Annotated in this window: 16 protein-coding genes; 8 read left to right on the forward strand and 8 right to left on the reverse strand. The window is 44.8% G+C overall.

Translation table 11 applies throughout. The annotated features are described in order from the left end of the window. Positions 1 to 7: 7 nt before the first annotated feature. Positions 8 to 1516, reverse strand: coding sequence for a DUF3360 domain-containing protein (locus tag HRQ85_RS17680; RefSeq protein WP_048609131.1), 1509 nt, complete (start codon positions 1514 to 1516; stop codon positions 8 to 10). Between the two features lie 536 nt (positions 1517 to 2052). On the opposite strand from HRQ85_RS17680, the gene HRQ85_RS17685 reads away from it, so the two are divergent. From HRQ85_RS17685 to HRQ85_RS17695, 3 genes are all read left to right on the forward strand, one after another. After that, positions 2053 to 2925 carry a patatin-like phospholipase family protein gene (locus HRQ85_RS17685; protein WP_172380259.1) on the forward strand — a complete coding sequence of 291 codons (873 nt, stop codon included), beginning with the start codon at positions 2053 to 2055 and terminating at the stop codon, positions 2923 to 2925. A 35-nt stretch (positions 2926 to 2960) separates the two neighbouring features. Next, positions 2961 to 3317 (forward strand): hypothetical protein, encoded by a 357-nt coding sequence (locus HRQ85_RS17690; protein WP_050634533.1) that lies wholly within the window; start codon positions 2961 to 2963, stop codon positions 3315 to 3317. A gap of 125 nt (positions 3318 to 3442) precedes the next feature. Beyond that, complete coding sequence (locus tag HRQ85_RS17695) at positions 3443 to 4069, forward strand: type II secretion system protein (RefSeq protein ID WP_172380260.1); 627 nt, start codon at positions 3443 to 3445, stop codon at positions 4067 to 4069. Between the two features lie 11 nt (positions 4070 to 4080). Here HRQ85_RS17695 and HRQ85_RS17700 read toward each other — a convergent pair whose 3' ends face one another. Next, positions 4081 to 4536 (reverse strand): Lrp/AsnC family transcriptional regulator, encoded by a 456-nt coding sequence (locus HRQ85_RS17700; protein ID WP_050634531.1) that lies wholly within the window; start codon positions 4534 to 4536, stop codon positions 4081 to 4083. 142 nt (positions 4537 to 4678) lie between these two features. Between HRQ85_RS17700 and HRQ85_RS17705 the strand changes: the two genes are divergently transcribed. Further along, the gene (locus HRQ85_RS17705) at positions 4679 to 6490 is read left to right on the forward strand and encodes a PLP-dependent transferase (RefSeq protein WP_172380261.1); all 1812 of its coding nucleotides are present in this window, start codon (positions 4679 to 4681) and stop codon (positions 6488 to 6490) included. A 209-nt stretch (positions 6491 to 6699) separates the two neighbouring features. Here the strand turns inward: HRQ85_RS17705 and HRQ85_RS17710 are convergent, their stop codons facing one another. The 4 genes from HRQ85_RS17710 to accD form a co-directional block, all read right to left on the reverse strand. Continuing rightward, positions 6700 to 7224 carry a MerR family transcriptional regulator gene (locus tag HRQ85_RS17710; protein WP_172380262.1) on the reverse strand — a complete coding sequence of 175 codons (525 nt, stop codon included), beginning with the start codon at positions 7222 to 7224 and terminating at the stop codon, positions 6700 to 6702. Then, positions 7218 to 8117 carry a DMT family transporter gene (locus HRQ85_RS17715; RefSeq protein WP_172380290.1) on the reverse strand — a complete coding sequence of 300 codons (900 nt, stop codon included), beginning with the start codon at positions 8115 to 8117 and terminating at the stop codon, positions 7218 to 7220. The genes HRQ85_RS17710 and HRQ85_RS17715 overlap by 7 nt, the downstream gene beginning before the upstream one ends. A 308-nt stretch (positions 8118 to 8425) precedes the next feature. Then, positions 8426 to 8668, reverse strand: a complete 243-nt coding sequence (locus HRQ85_RS17720) for a hypothetical protein (protein WP_048611711.1) — start codon at positions 8666 to 8668, stop codon at positions 8426 to 8428. Between the two features lie 299 nt (positions 8669 to 8967). Next, complete coding sequence (gene accD / locus HRQ85_RS17725) at positions 8968 to 9834, reverse strand: acetyl-CoA carboxylase, carboxyltransferase subunit beta (protein WP_172380263.1); 867 nt, start codon at positions 9832 to 9834, stop codon at positions 8968 to 8970. Positions 9835 to 9971: 137 nt separating this feature from the next. Between accD and HRQ85_RS17730 the strand changes: the two genes are divergently transcribed. From HRQ85_RS17730 to HRQ85_RS17740, 3 genes are all read left to right on the forward strand, one after another. Next, positions 9972 to 10868, forward strand: a complete 897-nt coding sequence (locus HRQ85_RS17730) for a LysR family transcriptional regulator (protein ID WP_172380291.1) — start codon at positions 9972 to 9974, stop codon at positions 10866 to 10868. 273 nt (positions 10869 to 11141) lie between these two features. Further along, positions 11142 to 12191 (forward strand): HlyD family secretion protein, encoded by a 1050-nt coding sequence (locus HRQ85_RS17735; RefSeq protein ID WP_050650111.1) that lies wholly within the window; start codon positions 11142 to 11144, stop codon positions 12189 to 12191. Between the two features lie 12 nt (positions 12192 to 12203). Continuing rightward, positions 12204 to 13226, forward strand: a complete 1023-nt coding sequence (locus tag HRQ85_RS17740; RefSeq protein WP_172380264.1) for a DUF2955 domain-containing protein — start codon at positions 12204 to 12206, stop codon at positions 13224 to 13226. Positions 13227 to 13378: 152 nt separating this feature from the next. Here HRQ85_RS17740 and HRQ85_RS17745 read toward each other — a convergent pair whose 3' ends face one another. After that, a complete protein-coding gene (locus tag HRQ85_RS17745; RefSeq protein ID WP_172380265.1) occupies positions 13379 to 15421 on the reverse strand; it encodes an FUSC family protein in 2043 nt (680 codons plus the stop codon). Between the two features lie 396 nt (positions 15422 to 15817). Here HRQ85_RS17745 and HRQ85_RS17750 point away from each other — a divergent pair, with 396 nt between their 5' ends. After that, positions 15818 to 17017, forward strand: a complete 1200-nt coding sequence (locus tag HRQ85_RS17750; RefSeq protein WP_172380266.1) for a hypothetical protein — start codon at positions 15818 to 15820, stop codon at positions 17015 to 17017. Between the two features lie 59 nt (positions 17018 to 17076). Here the strand turns inward: HRQ85_RS17750 and HRQ85_RS17755 are convergent, their stop codons facing one another. Continuing rightward, entirely contained in the window at positions 17077 to 17802 is a 726-nt protein-coding gene (locus HRQ85_RS17755; protein WP_172380267.1) for a metallophosphoesterase family protein, read from the reverse strand. Positions 17803 to 17811 lie beyond the last annotated feature (9 nt).

The raw sequence follows: 17811 nt of genomic DNA on the forward strand, positions 1-17811 counted from the left end.
ATCTAGCTTAACGAAAGCTTGGGATAATCGCTGGAATCCCTGGTAGAAGGCCAACCAACGCCATCACACTTGTTAGCACAACAAACATAATGCCTGGCAGCACCCAACGGCTCATCTTGCTCAGTTCGCTACTACGTTCTTTACAACCAACTAAGCCTAAGTTGTCCAACAGCATGGTGAGAGCCCAACCAAATGCAGGGTTAACGAGCGCTGAAGAAAATACAACAATCGCTGCTGACTGTGTGGTTTTCCCTTCACGCGTCATTTCCATTCCCGCTTCTAGCAATGGCACAAATACCCCAACAATCAGCGCGACACACAGTACCGGTTGCCAGATAGCTAAATCCATCGGGTAACCCCAAACCGCGGCGATGATACAAAACAGAGCCGTGAGCAAAGCGCCCGCAGGAATAGGGCGTTTAGCAATCGCCGCTGGTACGATGTAAGTACCCCATGAAGAGGTAAAGTTAGTACCACCAAGTAGAGAACCAAACGTTTGACGAATAGACGCAGTGGTCATGGTGTCGTCAATGTTCATGTGTACTTTTTCAGTACGCTCTGGGTAGCTGATCTTTTGGAATACTTGATGCCCTAAGAAGTCTGGTGACCACATCGCTACTGCTAGAATCGCAAACGGCAATACCACCATGAAGTGCTCAATCGTCGGTAGACCTAGCATCCAACCTGTATCTTCTCCCCACCAATACATAGGGTTCATATTAGGCAAGCCTGGCTCAGTGTGGAAAGCGAATGGCGCACCCATGGCAAATGCAATCGTACCACCCAACAAGCAGCTAAGAGGTACCGCTAACCAACGCTTGCGGAAGTGTTCCAATAGCGCATACAGAATAATGGTGCAGAAGATCACGACAAAAGCGATGTGGCTCATGCCGATGCCTTCAGCCCAAGCGAACAGTTTTTTTACCTGAGAAGCGGTTCCTACAAAGCCAAGGTAGAGTAGCAAGCCACCACAAACGCCTTTACTGGTGAGGTTAGCCAACATACTGCCGCCTTTACTGATGGCTAACAGCAGGCCAAACGCGCCAATCAATAAGCCAAAAGCCATTGGGTGACCGCCAGCCGCAACCACAATCGGAATCAATGGAATGAGTGGACCGTGTGTACCTGCGAGGTTGGCCGTTGGTAGTAGAAAACCAGAGAAAAGGATGATGAAAACAGAGGCGATGAGGAGTTCGTATCGAACGTTCTCTAGAATAAAATCTTCATTTAACCCGAGAGCTCCAGCAAAGGTGGCTGCAATCGCACCTACCATAACCACTTTACCAATGGTCGCCGCCATCGCTGGGATGGTGTCTTCTATCTCAAATCGATAATCTTTAAACGGCAAATTGGGACGCCAGCGCTTAGGCGACATGATTTGTAATTCGTGTTCTAGATACTGTTCTCGGGATTCAAACTCTGAGCTTGGTTTATGTTGTTGTTCATAGGTGAGTTCATCCTCATTGGCTTGAGGCTTCTCTGTTTGTATATGTGCGGACTCTAAAGTAGTGCTCATTTTGATTCCTTTCGTTCACACTCTAAGGTGTGTTATTCCAACAAACGTTGTTTACTCACGCAGAAGCGCAAACAATGCGTCAACTTATAATTAAAGATTCATTAACATTTAGTTGTTAGTACCTTATACCAAACCAAAAAAAACAAATAGACTCAGTCGGTTAGACATTAGTCGTAGAGCAAGCCGACTAGTATTAGACTCGGTAGATAGTATGTGTCTGTTTATTTGTAGGTGATGAGCTTTATTGGTAATAAACGAAGATCCAATAAGAAATGCTTGGTGCTAAAGCGGCAGATAACGTCCACCAATCAGTGATTTCTGGCGTTTTGGAGGGGGGGATGGTGAAACACCCTTCAACGTTGTTCAGTCGTCTGAGACCAAGGTATACGCTAGAAGATAATTTTTACTATCCCAAAATGAAGATGTTCACCAGCGACTTTAAGCCTTTTCAAAGCATTACACTGCGTACAGTTATACGAGGTGATATAATTTTTGCCTAAAGCTTTGAAGAGCTGATGAATTAAAGGATTGATACGATGGCAAAAACGATCTCATTGGTACTTGGCAGTGGCGGCGCAAGAGGCTTGGTTCACGTTGGAGTGATCCGTTGGCTGATTGAGCATGGCTATCAGATCAAATCCATCTCTGGCTGTTCAATTGGTGCACTTATCGGTGGTGTTTACGCTGCGGGCAAGTTGGATGAATTTGAAGAGTGGGTCACCAGTATCGACCAAGGTGACATGGCGATGTTGTTGGACTTTTCATGGCAATCGAGTGGTATGTTCAAAGGCGACAAGATCATCGACACACTGCGTGGACTGATCGGCGAGATTTCAATTGAAGATCTGCCCATCCCTTATACCGCCGTTGCCGCTAACGTCGCCGATGAAAAAGAGGTTTGGCTGCAATCAGGCTCTCTGTTTGATGCCATTCGTGCCTCTATCTCTTTGCCATTGTTCTTCACGCCTCATGTCATCAATGGCGAAGAGCTGATTGATGGCGGAGTGCTTAATCCCGTGCCGATTGCGCCTACCTTTGGTGACAACACAGACTTTACACTAGCTGTGAACTTAGGTGGTGAACCTGAAATGCTTCAACAGGAAGTGATACCGGTTTCCCTGCCAACGAAAGAGAGTAACCTGCATGAGAAGGTTGTTCATTTTATCGATAATCTAGGCAGCAGTGTAAAAAGTAAAATGAGCTTCAATTTTGCGGCCTACGACATTGCTAACCAAGCGTTTGATGCAATGCAATCGACCATTGCTCGCCAAAAACTGGCCGCTTATCCCGCCGATATTACGCTCGAACTCCCACGCAATGCTTGTGGCACTTTAGAGTTTGATCGTTCACAAGAGATGATAGACAGAGGCTACCATTTGGCACTGGCTAAACTGGGTAACCGACTTTAATGTGATAGGTCACTGACTCGACGAAGAGAGTATTTATGGAAACGGAACTCAAACAACTTGAACTCAACGATCTGGTGGCCACAAAAGATGTCATCGTGCTCACAAGCATAGAAGATCAGGCTATCTCTTGGCTAACAAGTTACTATCAAAAAAACGCTGATATTCAGATTATCGAGAACGCACACCAGCTAGATACTGAAGTGACTTTGACGCAATGCCGAAGCGGCCTTCATGACGGTAAAAAGGTGATACTCACCGCGCAGTTTCGCAGCCAACTTCCTATCATCAATATCGCGTCACTGTGTAATGAGCAGCGCAAATCATTGATCAATATTGAGCTATCGGGTTGGGATGAAGAAAAACGCCTCCCTCAGTCGTATAGTAGTTTCTAGTTTCTAGTGGCTTCTGTGTTGGTAGTCCAGTGCTTTATCTAGACCAATTTTAAGGCTAGAGCCACTTCCCAAGGCTAGAGCAACCATTACGTTATAAGAACTTTTAGATGAGAGATAGGAAAGCCATGTTGAAATTGTTGCGCCAGGTGAAAAAGTGGAAACTTGCGTCGCTTAGTTTGATCATTCTCATTGCCACTTTTTTTATCTACAACCAGTTCGGGAACCGTATGTCCCGTGTCGACGAGGCAAAATTTCTAATCGGCCAACTTAATGCTGTTTTGGATGCTGCTGAGCAATATTCTCGTGATAACGGCTCTCTGCCTCCTATTACTTCCGATACCGATACGAACTTCGGCTACTTAAACATCAATCACTTAATTGAAAATCCGGGCTTATCAACATGGCAAGGACCATACCTACCTTATGAGGATACATGGATAGGAGGTGATCAGTACATTGATCACCCAGATTACATAGCAACGCAATTACTGCTTAAGGAAAAGGGTAGTCAATGGGCACGAGGAAGCTCCGAGACAGGTTGTGAATCGTCGTCATCAACTTGTTCTCTTGCGGCTTGTATCTGGTTAGTACCAACAAAAGTGGCACAAGAAATTAATCAGATTGTCGATGGCAATACGAGTCTCGAAAGTTCTAATACGACCGGAAAAGTACGTTACGACAAAGCCTTTGGTGGCGCGCTTGTTTGTATAATCGGAGATGACTATCCAATGCCTTCTGAACCGTTAAACTAAGTCGTTTCTAATTACCTTACTGGCAACTTGGTCTTAGTTTTTACCTGACCAAATGCGAAGCTGGATTCTATAGACGCGATATTGGGCAGGCGGGTTAACTGTTTGCGGATAAATTGCTCGTAGCTTTTGAGTGACTCGCTCACTACATGCAATAGGTAGTCGTGATTGCCTGTCATCAGAAAGCACTCTAACACTTCATCAATCACTTCAATGTGCTGTTCAAAGTCGCGCATGTTCTCTTCAGTCGGCTTTTCAAGTTTCACCAACACAAACACATTTACAGGTAAGCCACACGCTTCTTGATCTACGCTAGCGTGATAGCCACGAATGATCCCTTGTTTCTCTAGTGCTCGAACTCGGCGTAAGCAAGGAGAGGGTGACAACGCTACGCGGTCGGCCAACTCTTGATTGGTCAGGCGAGCGTTGTTTTGCAGTTCAGCCAGTATTTTCTTGTCGATCTCATCCATTAGCATATTCCATCAATATTGAAGTTTATTTGGCAATATTATTGCTCAAAGTGTATGTCTTACTTCGCAAATAGCAATTTTTAACATCGGTGCAAAACTAAAATTAAAGGAGGAACAACAAGCATGGAATGACTTAGGAATTATGAATACTTCAACTCAACTTAGCCCGCTACGTAAAACCACCAAACACGAACAAGCAGAAGCCCTTGCCATTGAGCAAGCAAAGCATTTTGGTATCGACCCAAACAGTGATTATGGCGTCACGCTTATCGAACTGGCGACGACACTGTACAAAGCCAATACCAAGACACACGACCTTTGGGCACTGACGGTTGATGGACTTTCAGAACTCGACAAGAGTGACCGAATCGCTTGGTTTAACGCCAAACGTTTTTTGTCATTCCAGATCGCGAAGATCCTCGATAATCTGCAAAACCCAATGCGCGCGACTTACCAATCTATTGCGACTAATAATGGTAATTTTGCTTCAAAAGGGGCGTATCCTATCTTCGATAATGTTGCCGCTATTTTCTCTGCTAGCCCTGTGATTACAAGAACCGCGACCTATTTGTTTGCGTGTACAGAATGGATTGAAGATGCGTTCAACGGTAAGGAGCCGCTGCACGATATCTACTCTCGACTGCTTAACCCAACATCGATCTCACTGGCAAACCACATGGTTGATATTGAGGCAGGATCTAGAGCCAATGAGTACCTCGCATGGAACTTTAACTCGGGGATGGCGGCCATTGATGGGTTGCTGAGCCATTTGCTCGGGCATGAAGACATAGTATTGGCCTCACGCAATATCTACGGCGGTTCTTACCAGCTGTTGGAAGATTGGTTTGGCAAGCCGTCGAATCTGAATGTCGCGGTAGAGTGGGTGGATGGTTACTCCGGGGATGAGTTTGCGACGCGCCTTGATGAAGTTGCCGATAAATACGCAGACCGCCTAGCTGCGGGTAAGAAAATCTACGTTTACCTAGAGTCACCGTGTAACCCGCATGGATACGTGTTGGATGTTGCTAGCATCAGTAAAGCTGGTCACTCTCGTGGTTGGGATGTGATTGTTGACTCGACAGTGGGGACTCCATTGCTGCATCCAGTACTGAAACGTGATGATGTGATGGAAAGACCAGATTATGTGATTCACTCCTACACCAAAGAACTGGCGGGTTCTGGTACCACAACCGCTGGGGTTGTGATTGGTCGCAATGAGACTATGTTTGTGCCAAAAGGAGAGGAGGTGATTTTCACCAAACCCAACGGTGATGAGGCCAAAATCCCATGGAACGAAACGCTGTTTTGGAATGTGTACTACATTAAGGGCGCATTCTTAGATGCAGACAAAGCGTTTGAAGTGCTCAATGGCATGAAAACCTATGAGATGCGCGTGGTGCAAAAAACGATTAATACCCTGACTCTCGCGAAGATCTTTGATGCTCACCCAGACATCAATGTGTCGTGTCCAGCTTTGCCAGACAGTGACAACTATCAACACTGCCAGAATAACATGTACTTGGGACTACCAGCGGCGCTTTTCACTATCGATATGGAAGGTAACGGCGATCGTCCGCCAATCAATCGAGATGGTTTTAAACAGTTCTTCGACATGCTTGAGCCCGCTATCGGCATGCAAGTGAGCTTAGGGCAAACCAATACCGTGGCGCTGTGCCCAGCACTGACTACGCACTCAGAACTCAGTGATGAAGCGCTCAATGAAGCAGGCATCAAACCGACCACAATGCGTATCTCTATCGGCTTGGAAGATCCTAGAATGTTCATCGCTCATATTGTCGAGGCCGCTAAATTATCGATTGACCGTAAGCACGTCGATTTCTCATCCAGCTTCCCGAGTGGTGACAATATCGATGAAATCTATATGCAAACTTATATGGATGTACACCAGAGGTTTGTAAAGAACTTGCCTAAGTTCAGTCAGCTTACTCAATAACTTAGGTCAGTAAGGGAAGTTAACAAGAGAAGCCAGTGAAGTAGGGTAGCTGTAAACGTTAAATGAAAAACGTAAGGCCTCGAACTGCGAGGCCTTTAGGTATTCGGGTAATAACAATAAACCAATCTAGAACAAATCCTAGAAAAACGCGTCGATGAATCACCTAATAGCCTTTAACTCGTGGAATGTGGGTAATTTATATCAATACCTCATGGCTTTCGTGACCACGCCCTTATCTGCTCAATTTCATCTTCATCGATATTTAAAGATTGAAGGAATTTGAGATGTCCTAGTGGCTCCATCTGCTCAAAGCGTTTGTGCCAATTGATCATACCCTGTTCATCCATACCTGATTCTTTAAGTATTTCTGTCCAACGCTCTTTGGTGAGTAGGCCTTGATTAAGAAGTTCAGGCTCTTTGAGTAACGCCATAATGGACTGTTGTTGCTGGCGCAACTTTTGAATTTCTAGATCAAGGGCAGCAAACTGTTGTCTTAGTACAGTATCTCGGTTTTCGTCCTGAGATAGGTGTAGCAGGCTCCCAATCTCACTGACGGGAATACCATAAGAGCGATAGGTAAGTATTGCTCTAAACCTTTCAAGCTCTCGTTCGCCATATTGGCGATAACCGTTAGATGCTCTAGCCGCGGGAGTGATTAGCCCCTTTCGCTCGTAGTAGAGAACCGTTGTTCGAGATACCTCAAGTTGCTCACAAAATTGTTTGATGCTCAACACTTAGGGCTATCCTCTTTGGTTGTTTGATAGTGAGACCAAATCAATGGAATCAATGCACTAATAAGAATAATCAGTGCGCCAATCATTGACCATAAATCAGGAATTTCAGAAAAGACAACTAAGCCAATAATAAGTGAATAGATAATCTTTACATACTCAACATTGGCAATGATGTTGGCTTGTGCCCATTTATATGCAGAGATACCAACATACTGAGCAAACGAAGAGATGAGGCCAACTAACAGCAGTAACATGAAGTCTTCGACTGTTGGCGTGCGCCATAAGTAAAGGGTTGGTATTAATGTCATCAAACCAATTGCCAGAGCTTGGTATGCCATTAATGTTATCTTGGGTTCGCTCTGTGCCACTTTCCTAACACACACTACCGCTACCGACGCGCCTAGTGCGGCAATCACGCCAGATAAAACATAAAGGTTATGGCTTGCAGCAAAGGTCGGGCGAACAACCGTCATTACCCCGATAAATCCAACCACAATCGTGAAAATTCGACTGCTGGTGATCTGCTCTGCCAACACGAAATGAGCGATTAGAGCCACAAAAAGCACCTGCAAGAAACCAAGTGCTGTTGCGTCAGCAAATGGAATATTGCTTACTGCAATAAAGCCAAAATATAGAGCGGTAAAAGCGCCTAGTATTCTTAGTAGGTGAAGCGATATTTTGTTGGGCTTAAGTAGCACGCCGATATTTTTGCTGATCGCAGGCATGAGCAACAACATAAAGATGAGCTGGCGAAAGAACAGGATCTGAAAGGTGTCATAGTCTGTGCTGAGCTGTCGAACAAATACCCCAACGATCGTAAACAGTGCTGTAGATATAAGGGCAAGAGTGATCCCTTTCGTTGTCGATGGTAGATGGTCGAAGAGCTGAAATATCTTTGACTGCTGTAAGTCTCGTAATTGGTACAACGAAATGTGCCTCTTTAGTCATGATAAGCATAAGGTTAATCATTCTAAAGTCGTTACCTGTAGACAGGTCAAGTGTTATGAGTTGTCAACGGATAAAAGCAATCCCTTTGAAACATGAAAGGGGAGGTTATGACAATAAGAGCTAACTAACTCAAAAAAGCACCAGTTACAGCCCTTGTTGTCAGTATGAAATGGCGCATATTGAGATCGCGCGGTAGGGGGGCTCGAAGGACTACTGTTAGCAAACTTTGTAACTCCCTCTATCCACTCGTTTGCTATTTTGGCTGGTGGCCTGTCTTTTTCGCAAGCTCTTGCATAGCCTCGGCAAACGTTGTTGTTCCGCCTTTCGCTTTAACCTGAACCACCTTATATCCTTGGCTTTCCAGCGCTTGGCGCTCTTCTAAAACGGCTTTGTCATCTGGTTGACTGCCTTGCACAGGCTGATGAATGTAACACCCTTCTAATTGACCATCTTCGACCAGTTGGTGGTGTTTCAGTGCATTGATATCAAAATTCATAGTAAGTCTTTTCGCTTTAAATGGAGAGTCTCTGTGGCAAAGGCCGCGAGTCTCTATAATTTTATGGTTTGTACAATAGGCATTTTAACCATAAGAAGCCAGTGCAAATTAAGCAATCCAATGGAATGTAACTGGGTGCGGCTTACTTCTTCAATCTCCTATTGATCGTAGGGGAGGAACTGAATGCGAACGTTACAAGTGTAGTTGTATGTTCAGCGATAAAGAACGTTCTCCCCCTCGGTCGTTAATCTAAAGAGATCGTTGTTGGTCATTTGAGGGGGAGCTAGAGGGGGAGGTTTTTAATGATCAACTTGAATCTGAGTGTTGGTCATCATTGCGATTAGCTTAGCTACTCGGGCGCGCATCTCACGTCTATCAACAATCATGTCTAAAGCACCATGCTCGAGTAGGAACTCACTCTGTTGAAAATCGTCAGGTAATTTTTCACGTACCGTTTGCTCAATCACTCTGCGACCAGCAAAACCAATTCGCGCTTTAGGTTCACCTATATTGATGTCACCAAGCATAGCTATACTTGCCGAGACTCCACCAAAGGTTTGGTCGGTTAACACAGATATATAAGGGAGCTTTGCATCTGATAGTCGCTTTAACGCTGCACTGGTTTTAGCCATCTGCATTAATGCCATTAGCGATTCTTGCATGCGTGCTCCACCACAAGCCGAAAAACAGACTAATCCACAATTAGCCTCAATGGCTGAGTTAACCGCGTCAACAAAGCGAGCCCCAACAACGCTGCTCATTGAACCTGCCATAAACGAAAATTCGAAAGCGCACGCCACTACCGGAAGCCCCAACAGTTCTCCTTTTGCAGCGACTAGGGCATCTTTCTCGCCCGTGCTTTTTTGAGCAAGTGAGATACGTTCTTTGTAGCGTTTCTGATCCTTAAAATTGAGTAAGTCTTGTGGTTCGTGCTGGCTACCAATTTCAGTCATCACTCCTTTATCCAAGAAGCTGTCTAAACGATAGCGTGCTGTCATCCTCATGTGATGACCACACTTTGGGCAGACTTCCAGGTTTTCTCTAAGGGCTAATCGGTATAAGACTTGATCACACGCAGAGCACTTAGTCCATACCCCTTCAGGAATAGAAGCTTTACGGGTACTTATTATATTTTTCTTATCTAATAGCTTTTCTAACCAATTCATTGGAAACCTTATCCAGTTCACTTTAATGATGAGCATTGTATAAGCCTGTTTTTGGTAATAAAGTGCTTAATATTGGCTTTATAATCCTATTTTATGGGATTGTTGGTGTGGGCGGATTATTGATATGGATGAGATTAATGGGAATGCTTGAGAAGATTGACCAACAATGGCTAAAAAGTTTTCATTGTGTTTATGAGAATAATAGCTTTAAAAGAGCGGCGGAGTTTTTGTGTTTGCCGACCTCAAATGTAAGTCGTCACATTGCTTTATTAGAAGAGCAGTTAGATGCTCGATTGTTCGATAGAACGACTCGCCGTATAGCCCCGACAGAAGCAGGTGAGCACCTTTATTTACGTACTCAGCCTTTATTGGACAAGCTTAACGAAGCGCTTACTGAGGTAACGCAGCATTCACGTCATGTGGTGGGGCAGCTCAACATTCTAATGCCTGATTCACAGGAACTCGCTCAAGCCGTTGTTTCCTTTTGCACCAAATACCCCTCTATTTCATTGTGTTGCGATACAAGCATCAGTCCTAAAGAGGACTTGCTCGATGGATTTGACGTTATTCTGAGTTTTCATCGAGGGAAACTTGAGGATAACAATTGGATAGCGAAAGAGATTAAACGCTGGTCTAGCATTGTTGTGGCTTCCCCCAAACTTCTTCGCACATCCTCTAAGCCTTTTAAAATTACGGATTTGAAACATGTACCGTGTATTAATAGCTTTACCGCGCTAAACGGGACGCCATGGGTATTTAAGAACGGAACTGGTGAGGTGATTACTCAAAGAGTAAAATCTGCGTTTAAAGTGAATAGTGGACAACTTGCTAAAGCAGGCGCATTGGCTGGTTTGGGTTTTGCGATACTCCCTGACGAACTCTGTCGTCACGAGATCGAGACAGGCGAACTAGAGATCATAGAACTTGAATATCAACCTGAAGACTTAGTCTTATACGCCTTTTATGCATCAAGAAAGCACATAGCGAAAAAGGTTCCAGCTTTCATTGAATACTTACAGGATCAAGGAAAGTAATTTGGGTTGGTGTGTGAGATTCCACTGTTAATTTCCTCTTAAGCTCCCTTTGACTCAGTCTTCTAACGTTTCAATACCCCCTTATCTGACCTTTTCGCTCAACCATTGAGCGAAATCGGTACAAATCAACAACCTTTCCAAATGTGGAACCCACACTTCTTTTATTGGCTATATTTTCCAATTGTGAATGGTTATAACCTAGTTTTCGTAGAAAAGAGAATCGAATAAGCCGTGAGCGCGGCGCGTCATAATGAATGAAAACTAGGCACAAGCATGAACGAAAATTTTTATAGATACGCGATTTACACTGTTTTTTCAGCGGCAGCATTGTTCTCCGCTTTTTTAGTCACCTCAGATAATGTTTCCCCTTTTACCACTCAAGCGACTTTGTATCGCAACGTGGCGACCATCGCGCCAGAAGTGTCCGGTGTAATTACTGACGTCATGGTTAGTAATGGCGAGTTGGTTGAAAAAGGTCAGCCATTATTTGCTATCGATGCCAGCAGCTACCAATTGAAAGTGGCACAAGCGAAAGCTGAACTGCATCAAGCGCGTGACTCTGATTCAGCTAAATGGCAGCAATTAGCAGCAGCGAAACAAACTCAAAGCCAACGAGAATTCGAATACCACAACGCGAAACAGAAACTCGCACGTAACCAAAAACTGCGTAACAAAGGGCTCGCGACGGAACAAGATCTTGATGACGCAATCACCAATACACAAGTTGCGAGTAGTGCGGTTGAAGCTGCGAACGCGGAAGTGAAACGCATTGAAGTTGAGTTATCGACCCAAGACCGCACAGCGGCCATTGAATTGGCAGAAGCAAAACTCGCCAGTGCGGAACTGGATTTAGACCACACTCAAGTCGTCGCGCAAACGGAAGGTGTCGTGACCAACTTACAATTGCAATCGGGCAGTTATATCACTCAAGGTACTTCATCATTACTGCTGGTGGATGAAGCTCATGCGTGGATCAGTGCAGACTTCAATGAGAAAGGCATTGATAAGCTAACTAATGGCCGCGAAGTTTTGGTCTCTTTTGATGCGCTACCGGGCAAAGTCTTTACGGGTGAAGTGAGTAGCCAAGAGCGTGCGATTTACGACACCAATAACGCCAATGGCAAACTGTCTAGCGTGACCAATGATACGCGTTGGATCCGTGAGCAACAGAAAGTACGTACCCGCATTACCGTTAATGAATTGGATCCTTCGATGATCTCAGGTTCACGCGCGAGTGTGATTGTTGAAAGCGGTAATCCAATAATGCACGTTATTGGCTCTGCTTGGATTCACTTGGTTTCAACATTTCGCTACATCTACTAGTAGGATATGACGATGTGGACATTCGAAAACACCGCACAGGGTCATTCTGAACGTAATGAAGCGCTGCGTGTCGCACTTACTGTGACGATTTGTATGGTGTTGGGAAAGCTACTAAACCTAGACTCTCCCGTTTATCTGGCGTTGTATCCAACCATCATCATGACCAAGAACAAAGATTACTCTTGGCTTGGCCTGATCCGTACCTTGGCACCCACTTTATTGGCAGCAAGTACAGCGTTGGTGGTGACCGAGGTCTTTTCACTGCATCCGTTTGTGGTGTGGACCATTAGTCTGTTCTTCTTCGACTTTATGCGTCGTCGAGCCACTACGCCAGCGAAGAAAGGTAAAATGTTGATGCCAACCTTCAACTGGATTTTGATTGTGGTGTTTGCTCAGCACTCCACCATGGATATGCCGATGCGTATTCATGAAATTTTGGTATCCATGTTGATTACCATGGTAGTAGCAAAAACCATGGTGGCTTTGTTCCCTGTTGAGCAAGGAAGCAAGCCCCCTGTATTTAAAGAACAGCCAGTCACATTTGAGAGCAGAGCCATTTCACTCGCATTGATTGGTCTCGGTTTGGCATTCTTGATGATCGTTGACATCATCTCAGCAACGTTCTGCATGGTGCCAGTGATTGCTGCTGCAACCCAAACCACACACAAAAGCTTTATCGACGTGGTTGACCGCCGTTTTCAAACTCAAGTAGGCGGCTGTGCAGTAGCCGTGGTGTTCACCTTGTTGATGGCAGGGCATCAGTCTACATTCGGTTACTACACCATAGTGTTGGGTTTATTTGCCTTTATGATCACCGCATCAATGGCCAAAGCGAAAGGTTCAGCCAGGGACGTTCATGCCGATGCATTATTGGCGACCATGCTGCCGATTCAGTTGTACATGACCAGTAGCAATTTGGGGTTGGAAAGTACCTTCCTACGCGCTTGGGAGCTGACTATGACTTTGTTTGTGCTGTGGGCTTTGTGTCATTTTGTTCGTAAGCCTAATGGTGAAGAGCCGGCACTCGTTCGCTAATAATCAAATCCGGCCAACCGATTATGGTCTGATTTGATTGCGCCTTTCATAAAATTAAAAAATGCTTTTATTCTGGCTGAATCTTCTAAATCTTTATGAGTCATCATCCATAGGTCTGTGTTTTGATGCCTAGATCATTCGTTTTCAAACTTTCAGTTTTCGAGATTGCGCCGAACTAAATCGTGCATTTGTTTTACTGTCATCAGTGCTAACCAGATGATTTCTTCTACTGAACGTTGCCCAGCTGCAGACATTGGGTGGTCGGCGTCAGTTTGATTGGTGAGCGCGGGCAGCTCATGGACGCGGTTATCACGAATGGTATTGATCAACGCATCCATCGCATCATGAATCAAACTTTCGACTTGTTGCGAGCCTTGGTATTGGGTGCCTTTTCTTACAAGTGGAATCAGCAAGCAGAGGTAATGGCTTAACAATCGATAGTGACTCAGCATATCTTCATAATAGTGAGGGTCGGCGCGAGTGTGTTTTGGTTCTTGCTGCATCTCATTGTAAATCAGCTCAAGGTCGCTTTCAGCGGTTAGCATGGCGGCACGTTGCTTGGTTAGTTCAACGTGGTCATGTTGTTCTACATCGATTTGAAGTTGTTCATAGCAATACAGGAACAAGCTTTTCGAACGGTTCAGTGCTTTTAGCGCTTGATTATGTATCTCTCTGCCTCGCCATTGAGGCCATAGCAAACCATAGCCTAATAGAACTATCGCGCCGCCAATGACATTATCGATCAAACGTGGCGCGGCGAAATCGAGCCCTTGGTGTGCCATGGTTTGGTAAACCAAAATCAATAGCGCGGTAATACAACCAATAGCCAGTGAGTAGTGGCGCATAATATTAAGCATGGCAACGGGTAAGAGTATCGCGATCAGCACTATCATTGTGGTGGCTGATACACCGAGTTGAATCAAAGATGTCGCGAACAACACACCAGCAGCAGTACCTAAGCAGCGTTTCCAAGTTTTACTGCGTGTTGCCAAAAAGCTAGGCTGTATCACCATCAGCATTGAAATCAGCACCCAGTCAGGGCGAATTAATTCATAGTATTCTGCGATGCCGGCACCAAGGGAAAACATCAAACCGACTCGGGCAACGTGGCGCCAAATAGGGTTATCTCGTTTGGGTAGGCGAAATGATAATTCGAACGGTTGTACTTCAAATGACCGTTCATACGCGGGTTCACTCAATTCAATACGACGTGAGATGTGTTTTACGGCGAATGCCCAATAACGGAAGCGAGGCTGATCTTCTAGCTTCACCGCCTCAATCAAGTCATCAGCTTCTTGTTCTAACAAGCTCAAGTGCTGTATGTCTTCATTGGTGTTGTGCAGAAGTTGCTTGGCTTTATGTTTTAACCTTTGCTGGCAATGTTGGCTCCAAACTAGCAGTAAGTCACGGTTGTGTTTATTGGATTGAAATTGTTTTAACAGATCTGGATTGCTGGTGTGGCTGCTTATTACGACTTCAAATGTATCGATAGCGAGGAATAGTGCTTCCCGAAGCTTGTTAGCATCGTCATGTTTAGAGCGGAATGACTCAGACTGAAGAGCCTGTTGGAACAGTTCGATTAGCTGATACTTGATACGTCTTTTTGACGCTTCATTTTCCCCACCTAACAAGAACTCTTGGCGATATTGAATGTAGTCTGCCAATGCCTCGTAAATTGCTGCTAAGCACACACGTAACGCATAGTGCTTCCATAACGCAAACCAAAGCCAGCTAAACAGAGAAAAAGTAAGGGGGCCAAGTACCAGCATCGGGTACAAGCTTAACGCCGTGTTGGAGTTATGAAGCGACAGACTGACGACAGCAATCAGGAGGCTAGACATACCAAGCCTCGCCCAGAATGGACCGTTTACCGCCGCACTGGCTAGCAACGCACCCATTGCACCATAAGTCACCCATAAAGGCAGTCCGCTTTTCAGCAGTGCGTAACTGACGGCCAGAGTCATGCCCCAAGCGGTTGCGGTGATCGTAAAACGTGTCCATCTCCTTGGCCCGGCGGCGTCGAGGCCACTAATCAGAGCGGCTGGCATAGTCATCAGCGCGGTCATGGCGATAGTGGTTTGATTCGACAGCACCCCTAAACCGAGAAACAGCACAATGGCACTGGTGGCACGAAGCCCAAGGTTAATAGAAGGGGAGTACCAGACTTTACGCAAAATGGCAGGAGAAAACGTCATAGACCCTCGTTATTTGTTTGAACTTAATGAGTGTAACGCCAAATCTGTTTCCGCGCTGTCTTCAATCACAGATTGATAAATTAAAGCACAACAAACCTTTAGGTGAAATTCGACTCACCACACCTTCCTAGGTTTCCCTAGCTGAGTCAGTGTTGGCTCTATGCTCAAACAGAAGCTACATTTGATTTTATAGCTCAAACTTTTTAGCCACAGAAAAGACGGATATCGAACAATGTGGTGGGCTATTATTGAGCACCCCGAGAGGTAAAGATAAAGAGTCCGCCAATAAGTTTCGAGGCTCTTTTCGCTTTTTACAATCCTTCATTTCAGCCTCTTCTATGTGGACACAATCAACTAGCTAAATGATCTTAAATGGATGAACAAGGACAGTGAATCATGCCAGATATTTTGAACAATTCTTTGGAAATAACAGGTGACCCGATAGACGACAAACAACTTTTCTTTCTTAGGTTTTTTAGTGAAGTAAGTATCGATGACACAGTAAAAACACCTGAGCAAATCAGAAAAAATAGAAAGGTGCTAAACAAAGTCAGAAAAATAACGAATGAGGTGAAGGATCTCTCAAAGTCGAATGATAGCGATAATGGGCAAGCGGTAGGTGACACATCAAATGAGATCTTCGCTCAGGTTAATAGGACGGTTCAAGGCGTTCCTGGATTGGAGTTATTGCCTTCAAACTTATTTACCGAGATGAAACCTCTGATTTTTGACTTAGTGAGCGATGTTTGGGAAGAATTTGCTCCTTTCATTAAAGACACCAAAGGGATAGTTCAAGGCGCATATAAAGGCGTGAAGGGCGTGTCACTCTATAAGAAAGCGACCAAAGTGATATCAGTAGCGGATAGCCAAGGGCAGATGACGCTGAGAGTGGTGAGAAGAAAAATCAAAGCGACTGCCTTAGAGGACGGGTTATTGGAGTTTTCTTTTAATTCCGCAACGTTAGTGGTCAATATCGTTTCTTTGGGTACTGCCTCACCAGCGACAGCCATAGCAAGAGCGGCGAAATCAATTTGTCAGTGGTGCGTTAATTACATTTACAGAAAGATTACTATTGCCCGATACAAAGCTTTCCAAAAAGAATGCCTGAGAATGTATCTGAACAAGAGCACTATTACTGGCCTAGCTTGCTGTACGTTTTTCAACAAGAGCATCCAAGATATACCAGTTGTCGCGATGATGTGGATTTTACATCCTTTAGTCAGCTCTAAAGAAGAGGTGCTCATTGGCGTGTTGGATCTGCCAGCTTATAAGAAACGTTCGCTCATGAAAAAGCACATGAGAAAGCTCAAATATAAGTTTAAGAAAGAGCCCGATAAGTTTGCGACCTATGCACCAGGTAGTGAACTTGCAGGTAAGATTTACAAGTCTTACGAAAAAACCAGAAAGTTTGCCCGCAAATACATCACTAAATCGGGTATAGAATTCGTCACGATGGACACTATCTACGTGGCTTATTTAGCTCAAATTAAAGATGGTGTGAGTTATCTCAATACATCAAAAGATGAGTTCGACAAAGCGCTAAGCAAAAAAGACAAGTTGAAAGGTAAACTCAAAGAAGTAAAAGAATACTTGTAGCGGAGCACCAAGTTCGCAGCGCAGCAAGGTTAAAGCTAGCAATCTTAAAGCTAGCATCCTCAAAGGTAGATAGCTTGGTAGTCGATGGAATCAGCAGAGAACGAAATTCGACTTAATCCTATCCTCTCGCTGCGATTGTATTCATTGATCGAGTGGTCAAAGCCATAGGCTGTCGACGGGGCCATATATTGAGTTATGCCTTGCTGTGTCGCTGTTATTCCATCATGGCCATGACCGCAGAACACGTCACGAACGCGATATTTTCGAAGCACGTTCATCACATCAGTATCGTTCTCTAGGCGGATCGCTTTCATCCAATCTGCACCGACTGGAATGACAGGGTGGTGAACAACCACGATAGGATCATTGGCCTTTCTCAATTGTTGTTTTAGCTGAGCCATGCCGCGGTTATCAATACGCCCTGAACCAAGTGGGTGGCGGCTGTCTAGCGGCTTGAAGCTTGAGTCTAGGAACACAAACTCTCGTTCACCGATGGTGGCTTTGTCGGTGACATAAATCGTCGAGCCTTTTAGCTCTGTGCGCATTAAGCGAGAGTCATCATGATTACCCGCAATCACGTAAATGGATTGGTCGCTAATGTGTTGCCTAATGAATGCCTCTAATCGAACGTAGTCGCCAGACTTTGGGTTACAACAAATATCACCAGTCAGAAAGATGGTCTTGCATGCCGTGTCTTTGTTGACGTATTCCAGTGCTCTGCGCAGGTTCTCATAGCTGGATTCATCGGAAAGGTGGCAATCACTGATTTGGTACACGGTATTCATTGTTATTGT

This window comes from Vibrio sp. Vb339, from assembly GCF_902751245.1.
In the GTDB taxonomy this organism is placed as follows: domain Bacteria; phylum Pseudomonadota; class Gammaproteobacteria; order Enterobacterales; family Vibrionaceae; genus Vibrio; species Vibrio coralliirubri.